This is a genomic window from Enterobacter sp. DN (assembly GCF_046054285.1).
In the GTDB taxonomy this organism is placed as follows: Bacteria; Pseudomonadota; Gammaproteobacteria; order Enterobacterales; family Enterobacteriaceae; genus Enterobacter; species Enterobacter hormaechei_C.
This window is the reverse complement of sequence record NZ_JBJJTG010000001.1, coordinates 603,263-623,492: the sequence shown is the minus strand read 5'-3', so window position 1 is coordinate 623,492 and position 20,230 is coordinate 603,263. Positions and strand designations below refer to the sequence as shown.

21 protein-coding genes and 1 riboswitch are annotated in these 20,230 nt (G+C 56.1%); of the genes, 9 read left to right on the top strand and 12 right to left on the bottom strand.

The window, feature by feature from the left end; genetic code table 11:
• Positions 1-201, bottom strand: a riboswitch (yybP-ykoY riboswitch).
• Between the two features lie 198 nt (positions 202-399).
• The 4 genes from ACJTMZ_RS02865 to manX are packed head-to-tail and all read right to left on the bottom strand — an operon-like array spanning position 400 to position 3,587.
• Positions 400-858: a DUF986 family protein gene (locus tag ACJTMZ_RS02865; RefSeq protein ID WP_022648449.1), complete on the bottom strand. Its 459-nt coding sequence runs from the start codon at positions 856-858 to the stop codon at positions 400-402.
• Between the two features lie 54 nt (positions 859-912).
• Positions 913-1,764 (bottom strand): PTS mannose transporter subunit IID, encoded by an 852-nt coding sequence (locus tag ACJTMZ_RS02860; RefSeq protein ID WP_006810994.1) that lies wholly within the window; start codon positions 1,762-1,764, stop codon positions 913-915.
• 12 nt (positions 1,765-1,776) lie between these two features.
• A complete protein-coding gene (gene manY / locus ACJTMZ_RS02855) occupies positions 1,777-2,577 on the bottom strand; it encodes a PTS mannose transporter subunit IIC (RefSeq protein ID WP_003859914.1) in 801 nt (266 codons plus the stop codon).
• A gap of 47 nt (positions 2,578-2,624) precedes the next feature.
• On the bottom strand, positions 2,625-3,587 hold the full coding sequence (manX, locus tag ACJTMZ_RS02850; RefSeq protein WP_017384327.1) for a PTS mannose transporter subunit IIAB: 963 nt from the start codon (positions 3,585-3,587) through the stop codon (positions 2,625-2,627).
• 264 nt (positions 3,588-3,851) lie between these two features.
• On the opposite strand from manX, the gene ACJTMZ_RS02845 reads away from it, so the two are divergent.
• Complete coding sequence (locus tag ACJTMZ_RS02845) at positions 3,852-4,061, top strand: protein YoaL (protein WP_077579975.1); 210 nt, start codon at positions 3,852-3,854, stop codon at positions 4,059-4,061.
• On the top strand, positions 4,049-5,608 hold the full coding sequence (gene yoaE / locus ACJTMZ_RS02840) for a CNNM family cation transport protein YoaE (protein WP_006810992.1): 1,560 nt from the start codon (positions 4,049-4,051) through the stop codon (positions 5,606-5,608). The genes ACJTMZ_RS02845 and yoaE overlap by 13 nt, the downstream gene beginning before the upstream one ends.
• 6 nt (positions 5,609-5,614) lie before the next feature.
• Here yoaE and ACJTMZ_RS02835 read toward each other — a convergent pair whose 3' ends face one another.
• From ACJTMZ_RS02835 to pabB, 4 genes are all read right to left on the bottom strand, one after another.
• Positions 5,615-7,213, bottom strand: coding sequence for an EAL domain-containing protein (locus tag ACJTMZ_RS02835; protein ID WP_252010661.1), 1,599 nt, complete (start codon positions 7,211-7,213; stop codon positions 5,615-5,617).
• Positions 7,214-7,342: 129 nt separating this feature from the next.
• On the bottom strand, positions 7,343-8,707 hold the full coding sequence (gene sdaA / locus ACJTMZ_RS02830) for an L-serine ammonia-lyase (protein ID WP_003859920.1): 1,365 nt from the start codon (positions 8,705-8,707) through the stop codon (positions 7,343-7,345).
• A gap of 184 nt (positions 8,708-8,891) precedes the next feature.
• Entirely contained in the window at positions 8,892-9,470 is a 579-nt protein-coding gene (locus ACJTMZ_RS02825; RefSeq protein WP_032671651.1) for a CoA pyrophosphatase, read from the bottom strand.
• Positions 9,467-10,801: an aminodeoxychorismate synthase component 1 gene (gene pabB, locus ACJTMZ_RS02820; RefSeq protein ID WP_252010751.1), complete on the bottom strand. Its 1,335-nt coding sequence runs from the start codon at positions 10,799-10,801 to the stop codon at positions 9,467-9,469. The genes ACJTMZ_RS02825 and pabB overlap by 4 nt, the downstream gene beginning before the upstream one ends.
• 61 nt (positions 10,802-10,862) lie before the next feature.
• Here pabB and ACJTMZ_RS02815 point away from each other — a divergent pair, with 61 nt between their 5' ends.
• Complete coding sequence (locus ACJTMZ_RS02815; RefSeq protein ID WP_003859925.1) at positions 10,863-11,045, top strand: YoaH family protein; 183 nt, start codon at positions 10,863-10,865, stop codon at positions 11,043-11,045.
• Positions 11,046-11,050: 5 nt separating this feature from the next.
• Here ACJTMZ_RS02815 and ACJTMZ_RS02810 read toward each other — a convergent pair whose 3' ends face one another.
• Complete coding sequence (locus ACJTMZ_RS02810; RefSeq protein WP_408626817.1) at positions 11,051-11,395, bottom strand: RidA family protein; 345 nt, start codon at positions 11,393-11,395, stop codon at positions 11,051-11,053.
• Between the two features lie 133 nt (positions 11,396-11,528).
• Between ACJTMZ_RS02810 and ACJTMZ_RS02805 the strand changes: the two genes are divergently transcribed.
• The 5 genes from ACJTMZ_RS02805 to rnd all read left to right on the top strand — a co-directional run bounded on the left by ACJTMZ_RS02805 (position 11,529) and on the right by rnd (position 17,908).
• The gene (locus ACJTMZ_RS02805) at positions 11,529-13,439 is read left to right on the top strand and encodes an ATP-dependent DNA helicase (RefSeq protein ID WP_023303884.1); all 1,911 of its coding nucleotides are present in this window, start codon (positions 11,529-11,531) and stop codon (positions 13,437-13,439) included.
• Positions 13,440-13,505: 66 nt separating this feature from the next.
• Positions 13,506-14,201 (top strand): tRNA (adenosine(37)-N6)-threonylcarbamoyltransferase complex dimerization subunit type 1 TsaB, encoded by a 696-nt coding sequence (gene tsaB, locus ACJTMZ_RS02800; RefSeq protein ID WP_015570308.1) that lies wholly within the window; start codon positions 13,506-13,508, stop codon positions 14,199-14,201.
• A gap of 37 nt (positions 14,202-14,238) precedes the next feature.
• Positions 14,239-14,820 carry a Slp family lipoprotein gene (locus ACJTMZ_RS02795; protein ID WP_023303883.1) on the top strand — a complete coding sequence of 194 codons (582 nt, stop codon included), beginning with the start codon at positions 14,239-14,241 and terminating at the stop codon, positions 14,818-14,820.
• Positions 14,821-15,023: 203 nt separating this feature from the next.
• The gene (gene fadD, locus ACJTMZ_RS02790; protein ID WP_017693264.1) at positions 15,024-16,709 is read left to right on the top strand and encodes a long-chain-fatty-acid--CoA ligase FadD; all 1,686 of its coding nucleotides are present in this window, start codon (positions 15,024-15,026) and stop codon (positions 16,707-16,709) included.
• An 83-nt stretch (positions 16,710-16,792) separates the two neighbouring features.
• A complete protein-coding gene (rnd, locus tag ACJTMZ_RS02785) occupies positions 16,793-17,908 on the top strand; it encodes a ribonuclease D (protein WP_122959317.1) in 1,116 nt (371 codons plus the stop codon).
• 86 nt (positions 17,909-17,994) lie between these two features.
• On the opposite strand, the gene minE is transcribed toward rnd, so the two are convergent.
• From minE to minC, 3 genes are read right to left on the bottom strand one after another with little or no spacing between them, the layout of a single operon-like run.
• Entirely contained in the window at positions 17,995-18,261 is a 267-nt protein-coding gene (gene minE / locus ACJTMZ_RS02780) for a cell division topological specificity factor MinE (RefSeq protein WP_003859937.1), read from the bottom strand.
• A 3-nt stretch (positions 18,262-18,264) separates the two neighbouring features.
• Entirely contained in the window at positions 18,265-19,077 is an 813-nt protein-coding gene (minD, locus tag ACJTMZ_RS02775; protein ID WP_003859938.1) for a septum site-determining protein MinD, read from the bottom strand.
• A gap of 22 nt (positions 19,078-19,099) precedes the next feature.
• Positions 19,100-19,807, bottom strand: coding sequence for a septum site-determining protein MinC (minC, locus tag ACJTMZ_RS02770; RefSeq protein WP_015570311.1), 708 nt, complete (start codon positions 19,805-19,807; stop codon positions 19,100-19,102).
• Positions 19,808-19,930: 123 nt separating this feature from the next.
• On the opposite strand from minC, the gene ACJTMZ_RS02765 reads away from it, so the two are divergent.
• Positions 19,931-20,206: a YcgL domain-containing protein gene (locus ACJTMZ_RS02765; RefSeq protein ID WP_015570312.1), complete on the top strand. Its 276-nt coding sequence runs from the start codon at positions 19,931-19,933 to the stop codon at positions 20,204-20,206.
• The last annotated feature ends 24 nt before the right edge of the window (positions 20,207-20,230 follow it).

The window sequence follows — 20,230 nt, the reverse complement described above, 5'->3', positions numbered from 1 at the left end:
AGAGCGTCCAGACCGGGGATATCCATATGACACATCACTGCCCCCAGTAAACAGCAGTTGATGTATCTATGGTCTCGCCTGATCGCTTTTGGCACAGTCAGTGTGCTGAAAACGATCCGTACGCGCCACGTTTTTCAACGAGTATGTTGACACGTACATTTCCCGCAGGCAGGAAATCGGCTACTCCCCAACGACGGGCGCAACCTTAACATATTTTGAGAATATAAAACAACAACGAAGATGGCTTTATATAGCCACTATATTGATAACGATTTTCATTTAGATTTATGCGTGAAAATATCGTTAACAAATATAAGGCAATTAACAGAGGAGATATAGCACCGGCTATATTGCTGGTTTAAGAATAATGCAATGTATAGCCGATGCTATAATATTAACTCATTGAGTTTTAAGGAGTAATTTGTAGATCTTTTCCAGGTCATCAATATTTTTTACCCGGATGAGCAGGCGGCGTTGTTCTAATTGCATCACCAGAACCCCGTCTTCGGATAAATTCATCTCTTTAATACGGTTATATTCTATCCAGACATTGGCGAAGAAGAATCCGTGTTTTTTAAAAATGAGTTTTGGCGAGCGGATCCAGAACAGGTAAATCGCCATTAATGCCAGCGCACATAATAACCATGTGGTTAATATTGCGCCGTGGCTGGTCACATTATTGTAAATCAGGATGACTACCAGACCGGCGAAGATAAACGCATCAATGCGTCCACGGCGTAAGAGGGGAAGGGTCAGCAGCGTCTCGCCGTGGCGGCGAGGCATAATGAACTCGTCATAGATCGCGTAAGCCAGAAGGGCAACAATAAATAAAACCAGTACGGTGTCCGTGACAGTCATTCATCCTCCAGATAAAAAGACCGGGGGCAAGCCCCCGGTCGGTAACGCATTTTATTACAGACCCAGCAGGCCGACGGCGTAGCCCGCGATACCGATGACGAAGAAGCCAACGATGATCCACAGCGGGTTCACTTTCTTACGCAGCAGCCACATACAGGCGAAGGTTAACAGCAGCGGTACCAGGCCCGGCATCAGCTGGTCCAGAATCGTCTGCACGGTGGTAACGCGCGTCTGACCATCCTGACCAGTGATCGTCGATACCACCAGCGGGATGTTCACGTGCGTCCACTTGTTAACCAGCGCCCCCATTACAAACAGGCCGAGGATTGACGCCCCCTCAGTCAGTTTTTGCAGGAAGCCGCCGCCCATATCCTTAACGATATCCACCCCTTTACGATAACCGTACGCCACGCCGTAGTAACGGGTCAGCAGACGCACCGCGTTGAACAGGATGAAGAACAGCAGAGGACCGAGCAGGCTGCCGCTCATGGCGATCCCGGCGCCCAGCGCCGCAAAGACCGGCCGCACGGTACCCCAGAAGATCGGGTCGCCCACGCCTGCCAGCGGCCCCATCAGACCAACTTTGATACCGTTGATGGCACCATCGTCGATCTCAGCCCCGTTCGCACGCTGCTCTTCCATTGCCAGCGTCACGCCCAGAACCGGCGCCGCAACATAAGGATGGGTGTTGAAGAATTCCAGGTGACGCTTAATTGCCTGACGGCGTGCTTCGTTGTTTTCCGGATACAGGCGTTTGATGGCCGGCACCATGGAGAAGCAGAAGCCGAGCGCCTGCATACGTTCGAAGTTCCATGAACCCTGAAACAGGTTAGAACGGATGAACACGCCACGAATATCACCCGGAGTGAGTTTTTTCTCAGTGGTAGTTTTTGTCATATCAACCATTTCGCTCACCTGTTAGTCCAGTTCGTTATCGAGATCGTTGTTACCAGCAGCCTGCGCAGGGGCACCCGCGACACGGTTGTATTTCGGGCTGAGCTGGATATAAAGAATCGCCATCACCGCACCAATCACACCCAGCGCAACCAGGTTGAAGTTGGTGAACGCAGCGGTAACGAAGCCGAGGTAGAAGAATGGCATCAGGTAGCCCGCGCGCATCATGTTGATGACCATCGCATAACCGACCACCACGATCATACCCCCGGCGATATTCAGACCGCTGGTAACCACTTCAGGGATCGCATTCAGCATGCCCTGAACTTCGCTGGTACCGACAGAAATCGCCACGATAACCGCAGGGATTGCGATACGCATCGCTTGCAGGAACAGGGAAGACACGTGGATCCAGGAGAGCGCGGTGAGGTTGCCGTTTTCGGCCGCCTTATCCGCCGCGTGCTGGAAGGCCACGGTAATAGTACGGACGATAATGGTCAGCACCTGACCCGCTGCGGCCAGCGGGATGGCCAGCGCGATACCGGCACCAATACTCTGATGACCAGCGATAACCAGAACGGTTGAAATAATGGACGCCAGCGCGGCATCTGGCGCAACTGCCGCACCGATGTTCATCCAGCCGAGGGCGATCATTTCCAAAGTACCACCGATGATGATACCGGTTTTCATGTCACCGAGAACGGCGCCAATCAACGTACAGGCCACCAGAGGGCGGTGGAACTGAAATTCATCAAGTACGGACTCCATACCCGCAATACATGCGACGATGAACACCAGCACAATCTGAAGAGTAGTAATCTCCATTGCACTTCTCCTATTACATAAGCTCTATATGAAAAACCGGCCCGGGCTTATTTCCCCACTTTGCCGATCAAATCCATCATTTTCAGTTTCTGGTCCGTGGAAACCTTACGGGCTTCCAGTTCGATACCGCGTGCATTCAGTTTGTTGAAGGCCTCGATATCTTTCGCATCCACTGAAATCGCGTTGTTGACCTGCGTTTTGCCCTGACGGAATGCCATACCGCCAATGTTAACGGAGGTGATTTTCACGCCGCCTTCAACAATGCGTTCGACGTCTGTCGGGTTGGTGAAGAGAAGCATCACGCGCTCACCCGCATATTTCGGGTTGTTGTAAACGCGGATCATTTTGGCGACATCCACGACGTGCGCGGTGACGCCCGGCGGTGCAACCTGGGTAAGAAGGGTTTTACGGACAGTGTCGGCGGCCACTTCGTCACTGACCACGATGATGCGTTGTACGTTGGTTTCTTTGGTCCAGCGTGTTGCCACCTGGCCGTGGATCAGACGGTCATCAATACGCGCAAGGCCGATAACCATATAATCGTTCGGACCCATTGGCTTCGCCGGTGCTGCCGCCCTTGGTGCAGCAGGGGCAGGTGCCGGTTTTTCAACCGGCTGCGCTTTCAGCGCCTTCACGCCTTCGCGACCGGTTTCCACCGCCAGTGCCACCAGTTCATCAAAACCTGGGTTGTCGTCACGCGCCATGAAGGTTTCCACCAACATCGGAATATTCACCCCGGCGACGACTTCATAATGCTCTTTATCGACGACAATGCGGCTGGCAGCGTTGAATGGGCTGCCGCCCCATGTATCCACGAGAAACAGCACGCCTTTGCTGGTATCCAGCTTCTCAAGCTGAGCAGTGTATTTTTCAATCAGCGTCTCGGCATTTTCACCGGGAACGAAATCGATCCAGCCGACGTTTTCCTGCTCGCCCAACAGCATTTCTGCCGTTTTGAGTAACTGCTCCGCAGCCCAACCATGTGTGCCTATGACAATAGCAATGGTCACTTGCTACCTCCTTTTATTATCATGTATACGTCTGCCAGGCAGGCGTACTGAGAATCGTATTGGAGAACCGAATCGATTCAGATAAGGGTTAGAGTTCAAAAACTAAGACTTCCGCGAATTATTTTAGATAGTGAAAAAATAATTTATGTGATGAAGATCCGTAATTTAGCTACGCCTTACAGATTTTTCTTTAAGTTAATCCGCGTGTGTTACAGAAGTTTGCAAAGGAACGTAAATCTTTGCTAAAAACCAATTGTCTCTGATATGTTTAGCGTCCGTTTAATTATTCAGGAGTATAGGGCTACAGCCCACTATATGGACCGTCACCGACGTCAGTCATCTTCCAGGCCATTCCGCGCCTTATTCATCGGCGATCTTCGCCACGCATCGACTCTCATTCCCTTTGAAATGCCCGAAATTAGCGGGGCACCGTTTTGTCATTCCTTTAGCAGGAGCGTGTCATGGAATTCTTAATGGACCCGTCAATCTGGGTAGGCTTGCTTACGCTGGTCGTGCTGGAGATCGTTCTCGGTATTGATAACCTGGTGTTTATCGCCATCCTCGCGGATAAGCTGCCGCCGAAACAGCGTGATAAAGCCCGTCTGATCGGCCTCTCGCTGGCGCTGATCATGCGTCTGGGCTTGCTGTCTGTGATCTCGTGGATGGTTACCCTGACGAAGCCGCTGTTCACCGTCATGGATTTCACCTTCTCCGGCCGCGATTTAATCATGCTGGTGGGGGGACTGTTCCTGCTGTTCAAAGCCACAACAGAGCTGCATGAACGGCTGGAGAACCGGCAGCACGATGATGGCCACGGTAAGGGTTACGCCAGCTTCTGGGTGGTTGTTCTCCAGATTGTGGTGCTTGATGCGGTCTTCTCTCTGGATGCGGTGATTACGGCAGTCGGCATGGTGAACCATCTGCCGGTGATGATGGCGGCGGTGGTGATTGCGATGGCGGTAATGCTGCTGGCGTCAAAACCGCTGACGCGTTTCGTCAACCAGCATCCGACGGTCGTTGTGCTGTGTCTGAGCTTCCTGCTGATGATTGGTCTGAGCCTGGTGGCAGAAGGGTTTGGCTTCCATATTCCGAAAGGCTACCTGTACGCCGCGATTGGCTTCTCGATTCTGATCGAGCTGTTTAACCAGATTGCGCGCCGTAACTTTATTAAGCAGCAGTCGAATCAGCCGCTGCGAGCCCGTACCGCAGATGCGATTCTGCGACTGATGGGCGGACGTCGTCAGGTCAACGTGCAGGCTGATAACGAGAACCGTAACCCGGTTCCGGTGCCGGAAGGCGCGTTTGTGGAAGAAGAACGCTACATGATCAACGGCGTGCTTTCGCTGGCTTCCCGCTCCCTGCGCGGCATTATGACGCCGCGCGGTGAGATCAGCTGGGTGGACGCCAACCTGAGCGTCGACGAAATTCGTCAGCAGCTGCTCTCCTCGCCGCACAGCCTGTTCCCGGTCTGCCGGGGTGAGCTGGATGAGATCATCGGTGTCGTGCGCGCGAAAGAGATGCTGGTGGCGCTGGAAGAGGGCGTTAACGTCGAGGCCGTAGCGGCCGCGTCGCCCGCCATCGTGGTACCGGAGACGCTGGATCCGATCAACCTGCTGGGCGTATTGCGTCGTGCCCGCGGGAGCTTTGTTATCGTCACCAATGAATTTGGTGTGGTACAGGGCCTGGTGACGCCGCTGGACGTGCTGGAAGCCATTGCCGGTGAATTCCCTGATGCGGATGAAACCCCGGAAATCGTTGCCGACGGTGACGGCTGGCTGGTGAAAGGCACCACCGACCTGCACGCGCTCTCGCACACGCTGGGCGTCGAAAACGTGGTCAATGATGATGAAGACATTGCCACCGTCGCGGGGCTGGTAATTGCCGTTAACGGGCAGATCCCGCGTATTGGTGATGTGCTGGAGCTGCCGCCGCTGCAAATTACCATCGTCGAAGCCAACGACTATCGCGTTGATATGGTGCGTATTGTTAAAGAGCACTCTGCACACGACGAAGAAGAGTAACGCTATCTAGCGTAACGGCAGTAAGGGCACGATGTGTCCGTTGTGACGGGCTGGCGGAGAGTGACTTTCCGCCAGCCATTTCGGAAACTCGCGCAGCGGCATTGGCCGCGCATACAAGTACCCCTGCAAAATATGCACGCTGTGACGGCGCAGGTAGCGTGACTGCTCCTCGGTTTCCACGCCTTCCGCAACCAGTTCTATATTCAGCCGCTGGCCCAGCGCAATAATAATATCCGTTACCGTTGAGTTCACGGCGTCGGTGCCGATCGCGGTGGTGAAGGATTTATCAATTTTCAGCACATCCGGATGCAGTTTTTCTAGCCATGAAAGTGAGCTGTTGCCTGTACCAAAATCATCAATCGCAAGTTTCACCCCTTTGCGGTGCAGCTCCCGCACTATGCGGTAATCCACATCCAGCAACGCATCGCGTTCGGTTAACTCCACGATCAACTGTTGAACAGGGCTGGCGTTAAACCAGATGCGGTTGAGATCCTGGATCAGCGCAGCGCGGCGAAAATGGCTGGCGGCCACGTTAATGCCGATATGGAAATCGCGCGAGGCCGGGAAATAGCCTATCTGCCGCACCGTTTCGCTGATGACGTAGCGGGTAAGCGGAACAATCAGGTTATGTTCTTCGGCCAGAGGGATAAAGACATCGGGCGAAATCCATCCCTGACGCGGGTTGTTCCAGCGCAGGAGGATCTCGACGCCGACGCATTCCCAGGTGCGGGCATTCACCAGCGGCTGGCAGAAGAGCTCAAACTCCCTGGCCGCAATTCCCATATTGATTTCCCACGTGAAACTGATGCGCCGCGCGGTGGCGAGCCAGGCGATATAGCCCATCAGTAAGCTGAGCATCAACGCCAGCGGCAGCTGGGTGGGCAAATTTTTCAACGCCATTTCGCCAGGCCCGGGGCCGCTCACCGTGACGCTGAAAGGGTAATGCTGTGACGATTGTTCCAGCAGGGAGGCGTTTTCATCGAAGGTCGGCGTAGTCGTCAGCTGTTGCCCGACGCGGAGGAAGTTATCTCCTACTCTCAGGACAACGTCGGTGATCTGAGGCCGCTGCGGCTCGAGAATCATTTTAGTGATGAGATCGATATTCACCACCTCCATCACCCCGTCGTTGCCGTCGCTCGCGAGGGGAGACCACTGAATCAGTACCGGGCTGCCTTTTACCAGCCACCGATCGGTCAACAGCAGCAGCCTGGATTCACCGACCGGAAGCACCGGCACAAACTCACTGACGGGCACATTACGGCTGCCAAAGACGCTTGAGCAATACAGTATTCCGTCTTGAATGAGGGCGATGGAGCGTACGGTCTGGAGGATCGCCGCCTGTTTTCGCAGGATCAGATTTGCTTCGGAACAGGGTATGCCAACCAGTGAAAGTAGCGTTTCACGCTGGGCCTCTAACGAGAGAAGCACTTTATCAAGCGCACGCACGGTGTGGTGGGTAAAGTCGTGGATCCGATCCTGATTTATGTTGCGCTGTGAAATAAAGCGAATGCCCAGCGTCAGGACGAGCGTAACGAGCGCAACCGTGACACAGACGATAACGCGTTTTCGGCGATAGTCTTTAATGATCGTTTGTGCAGTTTGCATGAACGGTCGCCTGTTAAGCACCGGCCAGAAAAGCCAGACGCAACAGTGACAGTGTAGTGGGGAATACGCGAAGCGACGAGACGAGAGGGGAAAATTCGCCCATCCGTTGCAGATGGGCGAAAGGAAGGCTTAGTCGCACTGCACCTTAATGGCCAGACCGCCGCGCGAGGTTTCACGGTACTTCGCGTTCATGTCCTTGCCGGTCTCGTACATGGTTTCAATAACCTTATCCAGCGACACGCGTGGCTCGCTGGTACGGCGCATCGCCATACGCGAGGCGTTGATCGCTTTGACGGAGGCGATGGCGTTACGCTCAATGCACGGCACCTGCACCTGGCCGGCAACCGGGTCACAGGTCAAGCCGAGGTTGTGCTCCATGCCGATTTCCGCCGCTACGCACACCTGCTCAGGGCTGGCGCCCAGCAGCTCCGCCAGGCCAGCCGCCGCCATGGAGCAGGCTACGCCCACTTCACCCTGACAGCCCACTTCAGCGCCGGAGATGGACGCATTCATCTTGTACAGCGCGCCGATAGCGCCTGCCGCGAGGAAGTAACGGATATAGATGTCCGGCGTCACGGGCTCAATAAAGTGATCGTAATAGGCCAGCACCGCCGGAACGATACCGCATGCGCCGTTGGTTGGCGCCGTCACCACGCGACCACCCGCTGCGTTCTCTTCGTTAACCGCGAGGGCAAACATGTTCACCCAGTCGACCACGTTCATTGGGTCATTGGAGAACTTGTCGGTGGTGACCAGCATGCGGCGCAGCGCAGAGGCACGACGCGGTACGCGCAGAGGCCCAGGCAGAACACCCTCGGTGTTCATCCCGCGGTCAATACAGGCGCGCATGGTTTGCCACACGTTAGCAAAATAGTCTTCGATCTCTTTCTTGCTGTGCAGCGCCAGTTCGTTCTGCATCACCATGCCTGACAGGGACAGACCGGTCTCTTTGCAGTAGCCCAGCATCTCGGTGGCCGATTTAAACGGATAGGGCACATTGACGTCGCCCGCGCTCTCTTTACCAAAGTGTTCTTCGTCAACGATAAAGCCGCCGCCAATGGAGTAGTAAGTTTTGCTGTAGATCTCTTTTTCGCCACTCCAGGCGTGGATGGTCATGCCGTTTTCATGCAGCGGCAGGTTGTCGCTACGAAAACGCATCCCGTCATCCTGCGGGAAGTCCACTTCGTGCTGGCCGTTAGCCAGCAGCAAACGACCGCGCGTTTCCACGTCGCGGATAAATGCCGGAATGGCATCAATATCAACTGTGTCCGGCATATTGCCCGCCAGACCCATAATAATGGCGATATCGGTGTGGTGGCCTTTACCCGTTAATGACAGTGAACCGTAAACGTCTACGGCGACACGGGTAACGCTTTCCAGTAATCCTTTTTCGACCAGATCATCGACGAACTGTTTACCGGCCTTCATCGGCCCTACAGTGTGGGAAGAAGATGGACCAATCCCCACTTTGAACATGTCGAATATACTAATCACTTTCACACTCCTGACAGGGTTACTGGGGTTCCAGTAACGATGTTATAACTGCGCATAGTGTAAGAGGGAACACCAACCTCGGCTTAACTATTCACATGAATTAAACTAATGGTTAACGATGGTTTTGCTAATAGCGCGACGCCGATCGCAAACCTGCCAGAAAAGGGTGGAATGTAAAGTATAGTCAAGGCTTCAGGCCGATTTGCAGGGCCAGCTCACGAATGATGCCTGCCGTCATGCCCCAGACAAAATAATGCTGATACCACGACAGCCAGACCCGATGATCGTGTCCGCGGCGGTGAATATCCAGCGGGTGATAGCGACCCAGACGAAGGGCCTCTTCCAGCGGCATTTCGAATACCGCTGAAACTTCATCGACGCTGGCGTGATACTGAAGATCGGGCGGAATAATGCCAACGACCGGCGTAACCTGGAAACCGGTTACGCTGTCCACTGGCGGCAGCACGCCGATCACCTCGACCGTCTCCGGGGGGATCGCCACTTCCTCATGCGCTTCGCGCAGCGCGGCGGCAATCAGGGATGCATCGGTGCTGTCCACCGCGCCGCCCGGGAACGCAACCTGACCGGCGTGTTTTCGCATATGCGGTGAGCGCTGGGTAAGCAACAGACCCGGCTGCTCACGACGCACGACCGGGATCAGCACCGCCGCCTGACGTTGATTCAGCGTGGCGCGGTTAACCTGGGGCCGCAGAAGCTGAAAGCGCGACAGAAAATCATCCAGCGTCAGGTTGTCTTTCTTCACCGTGAGTTCTCCAGTTGTTTCAGGATACGATTCACTTTATCAAAGGTTTCCTGATATTCCGCCTCCGCCTGGCTGTCGGCCACAATGCCACCGCCTGCGGAACAGTACAGGTTACCGTCGCAGGCCGTCAGGGTGCGAATAGTGATGCTGGTATCCATGGTGCCGCACAGACTCACATAGCCGATGCTGCCGCACCAGGCGTTGCGGCGATGCGGTTCCAGTTCGTCGATGATCTCCATCGCCCGGACCTTCGGCGCGCCGGTAATGGAGCCGCCCGGAAACGCGGCGCGGAGCAGATCGCAGGCGGTTCGCGAGGCCGGCAGACGTGCGGTGATGGTGCTGACCAGATGATGCACCGCCGGGAATGGCTCCACGACGAACAGCTCCGGCACGCGCACGCTGCCCGGCTCGGCGACGCGGCCAATATCATTGCGCATCAGATCGACAATCATCAGGTTTTCAGCGCGATCTTTCGGCGAGGTCGCCAGCGTCTCCGCCTGCTGGCGGTCGGCCTCGGCATCAGCAAGGCGCGGCAGGGTGCCCTTTATCGGGCGGGTCTGAATAATACCGTCAGCCAGGTGAATAAAACGCTCAGGCGAAAGGCTGAGGATGGCACCGTGTTCAAGGCGTAAAAATGCACTGAACGGGGCCTTATTGCTGGCATTGAGGCGGGTAAACGCCTGCCATTCGTCTCCCCGGTACGCCGCCTGGAAACGCTGGGCAAGGTTGACCTGATAACAGTCGCCGCTGTGAAGATACGCCTGCACGCGGGAGAATTTTTCCGCGTATTCCTCCGCGCTCATGTTCGAGCGCCAGGCGGAGGTCAGCATAAAGTGTTCCGGGGCGGCGGGCCGTTGCGCCTCGAGCCAGGCCAGACGCGCCTGAACGTCCCGGTGGCTCAGCAGAGAAACCGTCTGCTTACGGTGATCCACGATCAGCGCCCAGTCATACAGCCCCACCGCCATATCCGGCAGGGAAATATCCGCCTGCGCATGCTCGGGCAGCTTTTCGAAACGGCGACCCAGATCGTAACCAAACAGGCCCAGCGCGCCCCCCTGGAAAGGCAGATCCGGATCCGGTGTGGCAGATAAGCCCAGAGCATGGATCTCGTTCTGAAGCCGCATCAGCGGATCGTCCGTTGGCGACAGCGCATCGGTCGTCAGCGTTTTAACCGGGTCGGCCACCAGAATGTCAAAGCGGCTGTAGGGGTGATCCGCATGCCCGGAGTGCAGCAGCATCGCAAAAGGCAGGTGGCTCAGACGGGCAAACCAGAACTCGGCGGCGTCTGCACGCCAGGGCAAGGTCATAACAATGGGGAAGCGCATGTTCATGTATGGCATACTACCGGGCAGCGTGAAATAATTAGCGCGAATAATTTAGCAGGAGTTAACGATGTTTGCAGGTTTACCTTCTCTCAGCCATGACCAACAGCAGAAAGCCGTTGAACGTATTCAGGAGCTGATGTCCCAGGGGATGAGCAGCGGACAGGCAATTTCCCAGGTCGCGGAAGAACTTCGCGCCACCCATACCGGCGAGCGGATCGTGGCGCGCTTTGAGGATGAAGATGAAGAATAACCGGCTTACACTGCCGCGATAATCTTGATCTCAACCTTATATTCCGGTTTCATCAGCGTGGCCTGTACGGTGCAGCGTACAGGCGCGTGACCCGCCACCACCCACACATCCCAGGCTTTATTCATCGCCGCGAAATCGTCTTTATTCGCCAGAAAAATCGTCGCATCCAGAATGCGGGATTTGTCGCTGCCCTGTTTTTCCAGTACGGCGTCGATCTGCGCCAGGGTGTTGGCGGTCTGCTCGAAGGCGTCAGCGTCCAGATTGGCAGGGACGCCGGTGTAGTACAGCGTCTGGTTGTGGATCACCACATCAGACCAGCGGGCTTCGGCATCAATGCGCGTAATTGTCATAAACGTATCCTCGTTATCTTTCGTCGTCAGGCGGCAAGACTGCCATAATGTTCCGCCGTCGTCACTATTTGGGGTGGCACCGGAGAGAAGGGGCTGACATAATCCCTGTGCAAAAATACAGTGAGAGAACACCGTGGCAGACGATTTTTCCCCAGAAGGTCAGTTAGCACAGGCTATTCCCGGCTTTAAACCGCGCGAACCCCAACGTCAGATGGCGCATGCCGTCGCGCACGCCATCGACAAGGCGCAGCCGCTGGTCGTGGAGGCCGGCACCGGTACGGGGAAAACGTATGCTTACCTCGCTCCTGCGCTGCGGGCGAAAAAAAAGGTGATCATCTCTACGGGATCAAAAGCGCTCCAGGATCAGCTCTACAGCCGCGATTTACCCACGGTGGCGAAAGCGCTGAAATACAAAGGGCGTCTGGCCTTGCTGAAAGGGCGCTCTAACTACCTGTGTCTGGAGCGTCTCGAACAGCAGGCGCTGGCGGGCGGCGACCTGCCGGTACAAACCCTGAGCGATGTGATCGTCCTGCGCGCCTGGGCCAACCAGACGGAGGAGGGCGACATCAGCACCTGCGCGAGCGTGCCGGAAGACTCCCCGGCCTGGCCGCTGGTGACCAGCACCAATGACAACTGCCTCGGCAGCGACTGCCCACTGTATAAAGACTGTTTTGTGGTGAAAGCGCGTAAAACCGCGATGGACGCCGACGTGGTGGTGGTGAACCATCACCTGTTTCTTGCGGATATGGTGGTCAAGGACAGTGGTTTCGGCGAGCTGATCCCGGAGGCGGAGGTGATGATCTTCGATGAAGCCCATCAGCTACCGGACATCGCCAGCCAGTATTTTGGTCAGTCGCTCTCCAGCCGTCAGCTTCAGGATCTGGCGAAAGATATTACCATTGCCTATCGCACCGAACTCAAAGATACCCAGCAGTTGCAGAAGTGCGCGGACCGCCTGGCGCAATGCGCACAGGATTTCCGCTTACAGCTTGGCGAGCCGGGCTATCGCGGCAACCTGCGCGAACTGCTCGCAGACAAAAATATCCAGCGCGCGCTGCTGCTGCTCGATGATGCCCTTGAACTCTGTTACGACGTGGCGAAGCTGTCCCTCGGACGTTCAGCGCTGCTCGACGCCGCTTTCGAGCGCGCCACGCTCTACCGTGGGCGGCTGAAGCGGCTGAAAGAGATCAACCAGCCGGGCTACAGCTACTGGTACGAATGTACCTCGCGCCACTTCACCCTGGCGCTCACGCCGCTGACCGTTGCTGATAAATTCAAAGAGGTGATGGCGCAAAAGCCCGGCACCTGGGTCTTTACCTCGGCCACGCTGTCGGTCAATGACGATCTGCACCACTTTACCGAGCGCCTCGGCATTGAGCAGGCGGAATCCCTGCTTCTGCCGAGTCCGTTCGACTATGAGAAACAGGCGCTGCTGTGCGTGCCGCGCAATCTGCCGCTGCCTAACCAGCCGGGCGCGGCGCGCCATCTGGCGGCCATGCTGAAGCCGATGATTGAGGCTAACAACGGGCGCTGCTTTATGCTCTGCACCTCACACGCCATGATGCGCGATCTGGCCGAGCAGTTCCGCGCCACCATGACGCTACCGGTGCTGTTGCAGGGGGAAACCAGTAAAGGCCAGCTGCTCCAGCAGTTTGTCAGCGCCGGTAATGCCCTGCTGGTGGCGACCAGCAGCTTCTGGGAAGGGGTGGACGTGCGCGGCGATACGCTCTCGCTGGTGATTATCGATAAGCTGCCGTTCACATCGCCGGACGATCCGCTCCTGAAAGCGCGCATGGAGGATTGCCGTCTGCGCGGGGGCGATCCGTTCGACGACGTCCAGCTGCCGGACGCGGTCATCACGCTTAAACAGGGGGTAGGGCGACTGATCCGCGACGTCACCGACCGCGGGGTGCTGGTGATCTGCGACAACCGCCTGGTGATGCGTCCCTACGGCGCCACCTTCCTCGCCAGCCTGCCGCCCGCGCCGCGCACGCGGGATATTAAACGCGCGGTCCGCTTCCTGGCGAACCCGACGGCGGAGTAATTCTTCCCGGAGTGTGTTAAGATGCGCGCCATTTTGTGACTGACCATTGCGAGAGCGCGACGACTGATGCGAATTCTGGCTATTGATACCGCGACAGAGGCCTGTTCCGTTGCCCTGTGGAACGACGGTACGACTTTTGCTCATTTCGAAGAGTGCCCACGGGAACACACCCAACGTATTCTGCCCCTGGTAAAAACCATTTTAACCGAGGGCAACACCGCCCTGACTGACCTCGACGCGCTGGCCTACGGCCGTGGTCCGGGCAGCTTTACGGGCGTACGTATCGGGATTGGCATTGCGCAGGGGCTGGCGCTGGGCGCTGACCTGCCGATGATCGGCGTCTCAACGCTTGCGACCATGGCTCAGGGCGCCTGGCGCATGACCGGCGCCACCCGCGTGCTGGCTGCAATTGATGCCCGCATGGGGGAAGTCTACTGGGCGGAGTACACCCGTGACGAAAACGGCGTCTGGCACGGCGAAGAGACGGAAGCGGTGCTTAAACCTGAAGCCGTCACCGGGCGCCTGAAACAGCTCTCCGGTGAGTGGGCGACGGTCGGAACCGGCTGGCCGGCATGGCCTGAGATGGCGAAGGACACCGGCCTTACGCTGGTGGACGGTAACATGCTCCTGCCCGCCGCAGAAGATATGCTGCCGATTGCCTGTCAGCTGCTTGCCGCAGGAAAAACCGTGGCGGTTGAACATGCTGAACCGGTTTATTTACGAAACACCGTCGCGTGGAAGAAACTTCCTGGCCGCGAGTGAATCTCAGTAACAGGAACTGAGAAAAAGGAGTCGCATCATGGCGGTTCAGACTAAAGTTGTACGCTTTCTTATGGCAGGCGCGGTTGCCATAGCACTGAGCGGGTGCGTCACCGTTCCTGATGCGATCAAGGGCACCAGCCCGACGCCACAGCAGGATCTGGTACGCGTGATGAATGCCCCGGAGCTGTATGTCGGGCAGGAAGCGCGGTTTGGCGGCAAGGTGGTTGAAGTGATAAACCAGCAGGGTAAAACCCGACTGGAGATTGCCACTGTCCCGCTGGACGACGGCGCGCGGCCTGTTCTGGGTGAAGCCTCGCGCGGGCGGATCTACGCTGACGTCAGCGGCTTCCTCGATCCGGTAGATTTCCGCGGGCAGCTGGTGACCGTCGTCGGGCCGATTACCGGTTCGGTGGCGGGCAAAATCGGCAATACGCCATACAAATTTATGACCATGCAGGTTAACGGCTACAAACGCTGGCGTATCGCCCAGCAGGTGGTGATGCCGCCACAGCCAATCGATCCGTGGATGTGGGGACCGCATCCGTATCGTTACGGCTACGGTGGCTGGGGTTGGTACAATCCAGGCCCTGCACAGGTTCAAACAATCGTAACTGAGTAACTTACTGTTATTGTTAGGAAAGAGACAGCGGCTCAGCCGCTGTCTCTGTTTTTTTACGGATTAAACGAAAAAAAAGAGTGACGCGCTTCGCAACCTGCAATCTGAACAATTAATAAACTGGTACGCTGAGTTAATATAATGTTAACAAACTGTTTATTATCGGGGCTGTGATGACGACGAACACTCATTTCAGAGGTGATGCATTGAAAAAGGTTTGGCTTAACCGTTATCCCGCGGATGTCCCTGCGGAGATCAATCCTGACCGTTATCAATCCCTGATTGAATTATTTGAACACTCGGTACGGCGCTACGCTGACCAGCCTGCATTTGTGAATATGGGCGAAGTGATGACCTTCCGTAAGCTGGAAGAGCGCAGCCGGGCGTTTGCAGCCTATTTACAGGAAGGGTTGGGCTTGCAGAAAGGGGATCGCGTCGCGCTGATGATGCCAAACCTGCTGCAATACCCGGTGGCGCTGTTCGGGATCCTCAGGGCAGGGATGATCGTGGTTAACGTTAACCCGCTCTATACCCCGCGCGAGCTGGAACATCAGTTGAATGACAGCGGCGCGGCGGCGATTGTGATTGTCTCCAACTTTGCCCACACGCTGGAAAAAGTCGTTGAAAGAACCCAGGTTAAACACGTCATCCTCACGCGCATGGGCGACCAGCTCTCTACCGCGAAAGGTACGCTGGTCAACTTTGTCGTTAAATACGTTAAGCGGCTGGTGCCGAAATACCACCTGCCGGATGCCATCTCTTTCCGCCGCGCCCTGCATGCGGGCTACCGGATGCAGTACGTGAAGCCGGAGATCGTGTCCGAGGATCTGGCATTTCTGCAATACACGGGCGGTACCACCGGCGTGGCGAAAGGGGCGATGCTGACCCACCGTAATATGCTGGCGAACCTTGAGCAGGTTAATGCCACCTACGGGCCGCTGCTGCACCCGGGCAAGGAGCTGGTGATCACCGCGCTTCCGCTGTATCACATTTTTGCGCTGACCATGAACTGCCTGCTGTTTATTGAGCTTGGCGGTCAAAACGTATTGATCACCAACCCGCGCGACATTCCGGGGCTGGTCAAAGAGCTGGCGAAATACCCGTTCACCGCCATGACCGGCGTGAACACCCTGTTTAACGCGCTGCTTAACAATAAAGAGTTCCAGCAGCTCGATTTCTCCACGCTGCACCTCTCTGCGGGTGGCGGGATGCCGGTTCAGCAGGCGGTTGCCGAGCGCTGGGTGAAACTCACCGGGCAATATCTGCTGGAAGGCTATGGCCTGACGGAGTGCGCCCCGCTGGTCAGCGTTAACCCGCATGATATCGACTATCACAGCGGCAGTATCGGTCTGCCGGTCCCGTCGACGGAAGCAAAACTGGTGGATGATGAGGATAACGAAGTGCCTCACGGTGAGCCAGGAGAGCTGTGCGTCAGAGGGCCGCAGGTGATGCTGGGCTACTGGCAACGTCCGGATGCCACGGATGAGATCATCAAAGACGGCTGGCTGCACACGGGCGACATCGCGGTGATGGATGACGAAGGCTTTCTGCGCATCGTCGATCGCAAGAAAGATATGATCCTGGTGTCAGGGTTCAACGTCTATCCGAACGAAATCGAAGACGTGGTGATGCAGCACAGCGGCGTGCTGGAAGTAGCGGCGGTGGGCGTTCCCTCCGGCAGCAGCGGTGAAGCGGTGAAGATATTTGTGGTCAAGAAAGATCCTTCTCTGACCGAGGATGCGCTGATAACGTTTTGTCGCCGTCAGCTGACCGGCTATAAAGTGCCGAAGCTGGTGGAATTCCGGGATGAGCTGCCGAAATCCAACGTCGGGAAGATATTACGACGAGAATTACGTGACGAAGCCCGTGCCAAAGTGGACAATAAGGCCTGAGCTTCACGTTAATCGCCCAGACGCCGGTTAATCCGGCGTTTTTTATGGGCGCAAACAAAAGAGAGTCCGATTTGAATTACCAGATGATCACTACCAACGACGAGCTGGCTTCGCTGTGCGAGGTGACGCGTGAATTTCCCGCTATCGCCCTGGATACGGAATTTGTCCGCACCCGAACGTACTATCCGCAGCTGGGTCTGATTCAGATGTATGACGGCAAACACGTGTCGTTGATTGACCCCCTCGGCATTACCGACTGGGCACCAATGCGCGAGTTGTTGCTGGATACCGCCGTGACCAAATATCTGCACGCGGGCAGTGAAGATCTGGAAGTATTTCTCAACACCTTTGGCATCATGCCGCAGCCGCTGATTGATACCCAGATCCTCGCGGCGTTCAGCGGTCGTCCGCTCTCCTGGGGTTTTGCGGCGATGGTGGAAGAGTACACCGGTCTGACGCTGGATAAGAGCGAATCGCGTACCGACTGGCTCGCGCGTCCGCTGACGGCGCGTCAGCTTGAATATGCCGCGGCAGACGTCTTTTATCTTCTTCCAATTGCCGGCCAGCTCATGAAAGAGGCTGAGGCGTCCGGTTGGCTGTCTGCCGCACTGGACGAGTGCCGCATGACGCAGCAGCGTCGCCAGGAAGTGGTTGATCCGAAAGAAGCCTGGCGTGACATCACCAACGCCTGGCAGCTGCGCACCCGTCAACTGGCCTGTCTGCAATTGCTGGCTGACTGGCGTCTGCGTAAAGCGCGTGAGCGCGATCTGGCGGTTAACTTCGTGGTGCGTGAAGAACACCTGTGGGCGGTGGCGCGCTATATGCCGGGTAGCCTTGGTGAACTGGACAGCATTGGCCTTTCCGGAAGTGAGATCCGTTTCCACGGTAAAACGCTGCTCGCGCTGGTAGAGAAAGCTCAGCAGCTGCCAGAGGACGCACTGCCAGAACCGCTGCTTAACCTGATGGATATGCCGGGCTACCGCAAGGCGTTCAAAGACATCAAAGCGCTGGTGCAGACGGTGGCGGGGGAAAGCAAACTGAGTGCCGAACTGCTGGCTTCACGTCGTCAGATTAACCAGCTGCTGAACTGGCACTGGAAGTTGAAACCGCAAAATGGTTTACCGGAACTGGTCGCCGGATGGCGGGGGGAACTGATGGCCGAACGCCTGAATACCCTGCTGGAAGGGTATCCGCGCTAAAGAATTGTAGCCCCGGTAAGCGCAGCGCCACCGGGGAAATTGCCGGGCGGCGCGATGCTTACCCGGCCTACAAAACTACAGACGGATTAACGCGACTCTTCCGCTTCCGGAAGCGTCACGTTCAGCTCCAGAATCGAAATATCCCCGTCTTTTTGCTCCAGCTGAACGGTGACCATTTCCGGGTCAATCTGCACGTATTTGCAGATCACTTCCAGAATGTCTTTGCGCAGCTGCGGCAGGTAGTGCGGTTCGGCGTCGCTACGACGACGTTCCGCCACAATGATTTGCAGACGTTCTTTTGCGATGTTGGCGGTGCTTTTTTTCCGCGAGAGAAAAAAGTCCAGTAATGCCATAACTTATCCTCCGAACAGGCGTTTGAGGAAACCTTTCTTCTCTTCTTCAATGAAGCGGAAAGGACGTTCTTCTCCCAGCAGACGGTCAACGGTATCCGCATACGCTTTACCTGCGTCTGCCTGTGTATCCAGGATCACGGGCTCGCCCTGGTTAGAGGCGCGCAACACGGACTGATCTTCCGGGATCACGCCAACCAGTTTGATGCGCAGGATCTCCAGCACGTCTTCCATGCTCAGCATGTCACCTTTGTTCACCCGGCCCGGGTTGTAGCGGGTCAGCAGCAGGTGCTCTTTGATTGGCTCCTGGCCATTTTCCGCGCGACGGGATTTCGAGGCCAGAATGCCGAGAATACGGTCGGAGTCACGTACTGACGAGACTTCCGGGTTGGTGGTGATGATGGCTTCATCCGCGAAGTAGAGCGCCATCAGCGCGCCGGTTTCGATACCGGCCGGGGAGTCGCAGACCACGAAGTCGAACTCCATCTTTTTCAGATCGTCGAGCACCTTTTCCACGCCTTCGCGGGTCAGCGCGTCTTTATCACGGGTCTGGGACGCCGGAAGAATGTAGAGGTTCTCGGTACGCTTATCTTTAATCAGCGCCTGGTTAAGGGTGGCATCGCCCTGAATGACGTTCACGAAGTCATACACCACGCGACGCTCGCAACCCATGATCAGGTCCAGGTTACGCAGACCGATATCGAAGTCGATTACGACGGTTTTCTTTCCCTTCTGGGCCAAACCAGTAGCGATGGCCGCGCTGGAGGTGGTCTTGCCAACGCCTCCTTTACCCGAAGTCACAACAATAATGCGTGCCATAGAAATTCCTTGTTAAAAGGGATCAATTTAACGGTTGAACGGTCAAAGCGTTATCTGCCAGTTGCAGACGGGCCGCTTTGCCATAAAATTCGGCTGGGATTTTATCGCTCAGCCAATATTCACCTGCGATAGACACCAGTTCTGCCGTCAGGTGAGTACAAAAAATTTGTGCTTCTCGATCGCCGCTGGCGCCCGCAAGCGCACGCCCACGCATCATACCGTAAACGTGAATATTGCCATCTGCAATCAGTTCTGCGCCCGCACTGACGTGGCTTGTAACAATCAGATCACAGTTTGGCGCATAAATGCGCTGACCGGAACGAACCGGCAGATCAATCAATCGCGTTTTTGTGACTGGGGCTACATTTTGCGCCGGAGGCGGGGGAGCGGGAACGGTTGCAGGCGTTGCACGCGGGGCTTTTTCTTTGCCCTCGTTTAACAAGGGCAAACCCGCGCGTTCAATTTCGGCTTTTAACTCTGCGTCTTTGCAGCCGCTAATACCCACGATGCGCAACCCCGTGGAGACGACGGCCTGCTGGAGTCGCTTCCAGTTAACCGGCCCCTCAAGGTCGCTTACATTGACGACGACAGGAGCATGCTTAAGAAAAGCGGGAGCCTGCGCGATTTTGTCTTCTAACGCCTGACGAATAACCTCGGGTTTTGCATCATGCAAATGAACCACTGATAAGGTGAAGCTACTGCCTTTAAGCTCGATGGGCGTATTTGACATCCTGGCCTTACTCAATTTGCTATTAACCGCAACACATCGCCGCGATATTCCGAAGAGTATCAGGCATGTTATAGTCAGGAGTATATTGAGGCAAGCAACCACCCATTAATTCAGAGTAAAAACATGTTTTGTGTGATCTACAGAAGTACCAGCCGCGACCAGACCTACCTTTATGTCGAAAAGAAAGACGATTTTTCCCGCGTGCCTGAAGAATTAATGAAAAGCTTTGGCCGACCGCAGCTGGCGATGCTGCTGCCGCTGGACGGCCGTAAGAAGCTGGTGAACGCCGATCTTGAGAAAGTCAAAAAGGCGTTAATCGAGCAGGGCTATTATTTACAGCTTCCGCCGCCACCGGAGAATTTATTAAAACAGCACCTTGAGCTGAGCGGAAAGAAATAAGCCCGGGTCCTTCCGGGAACAACT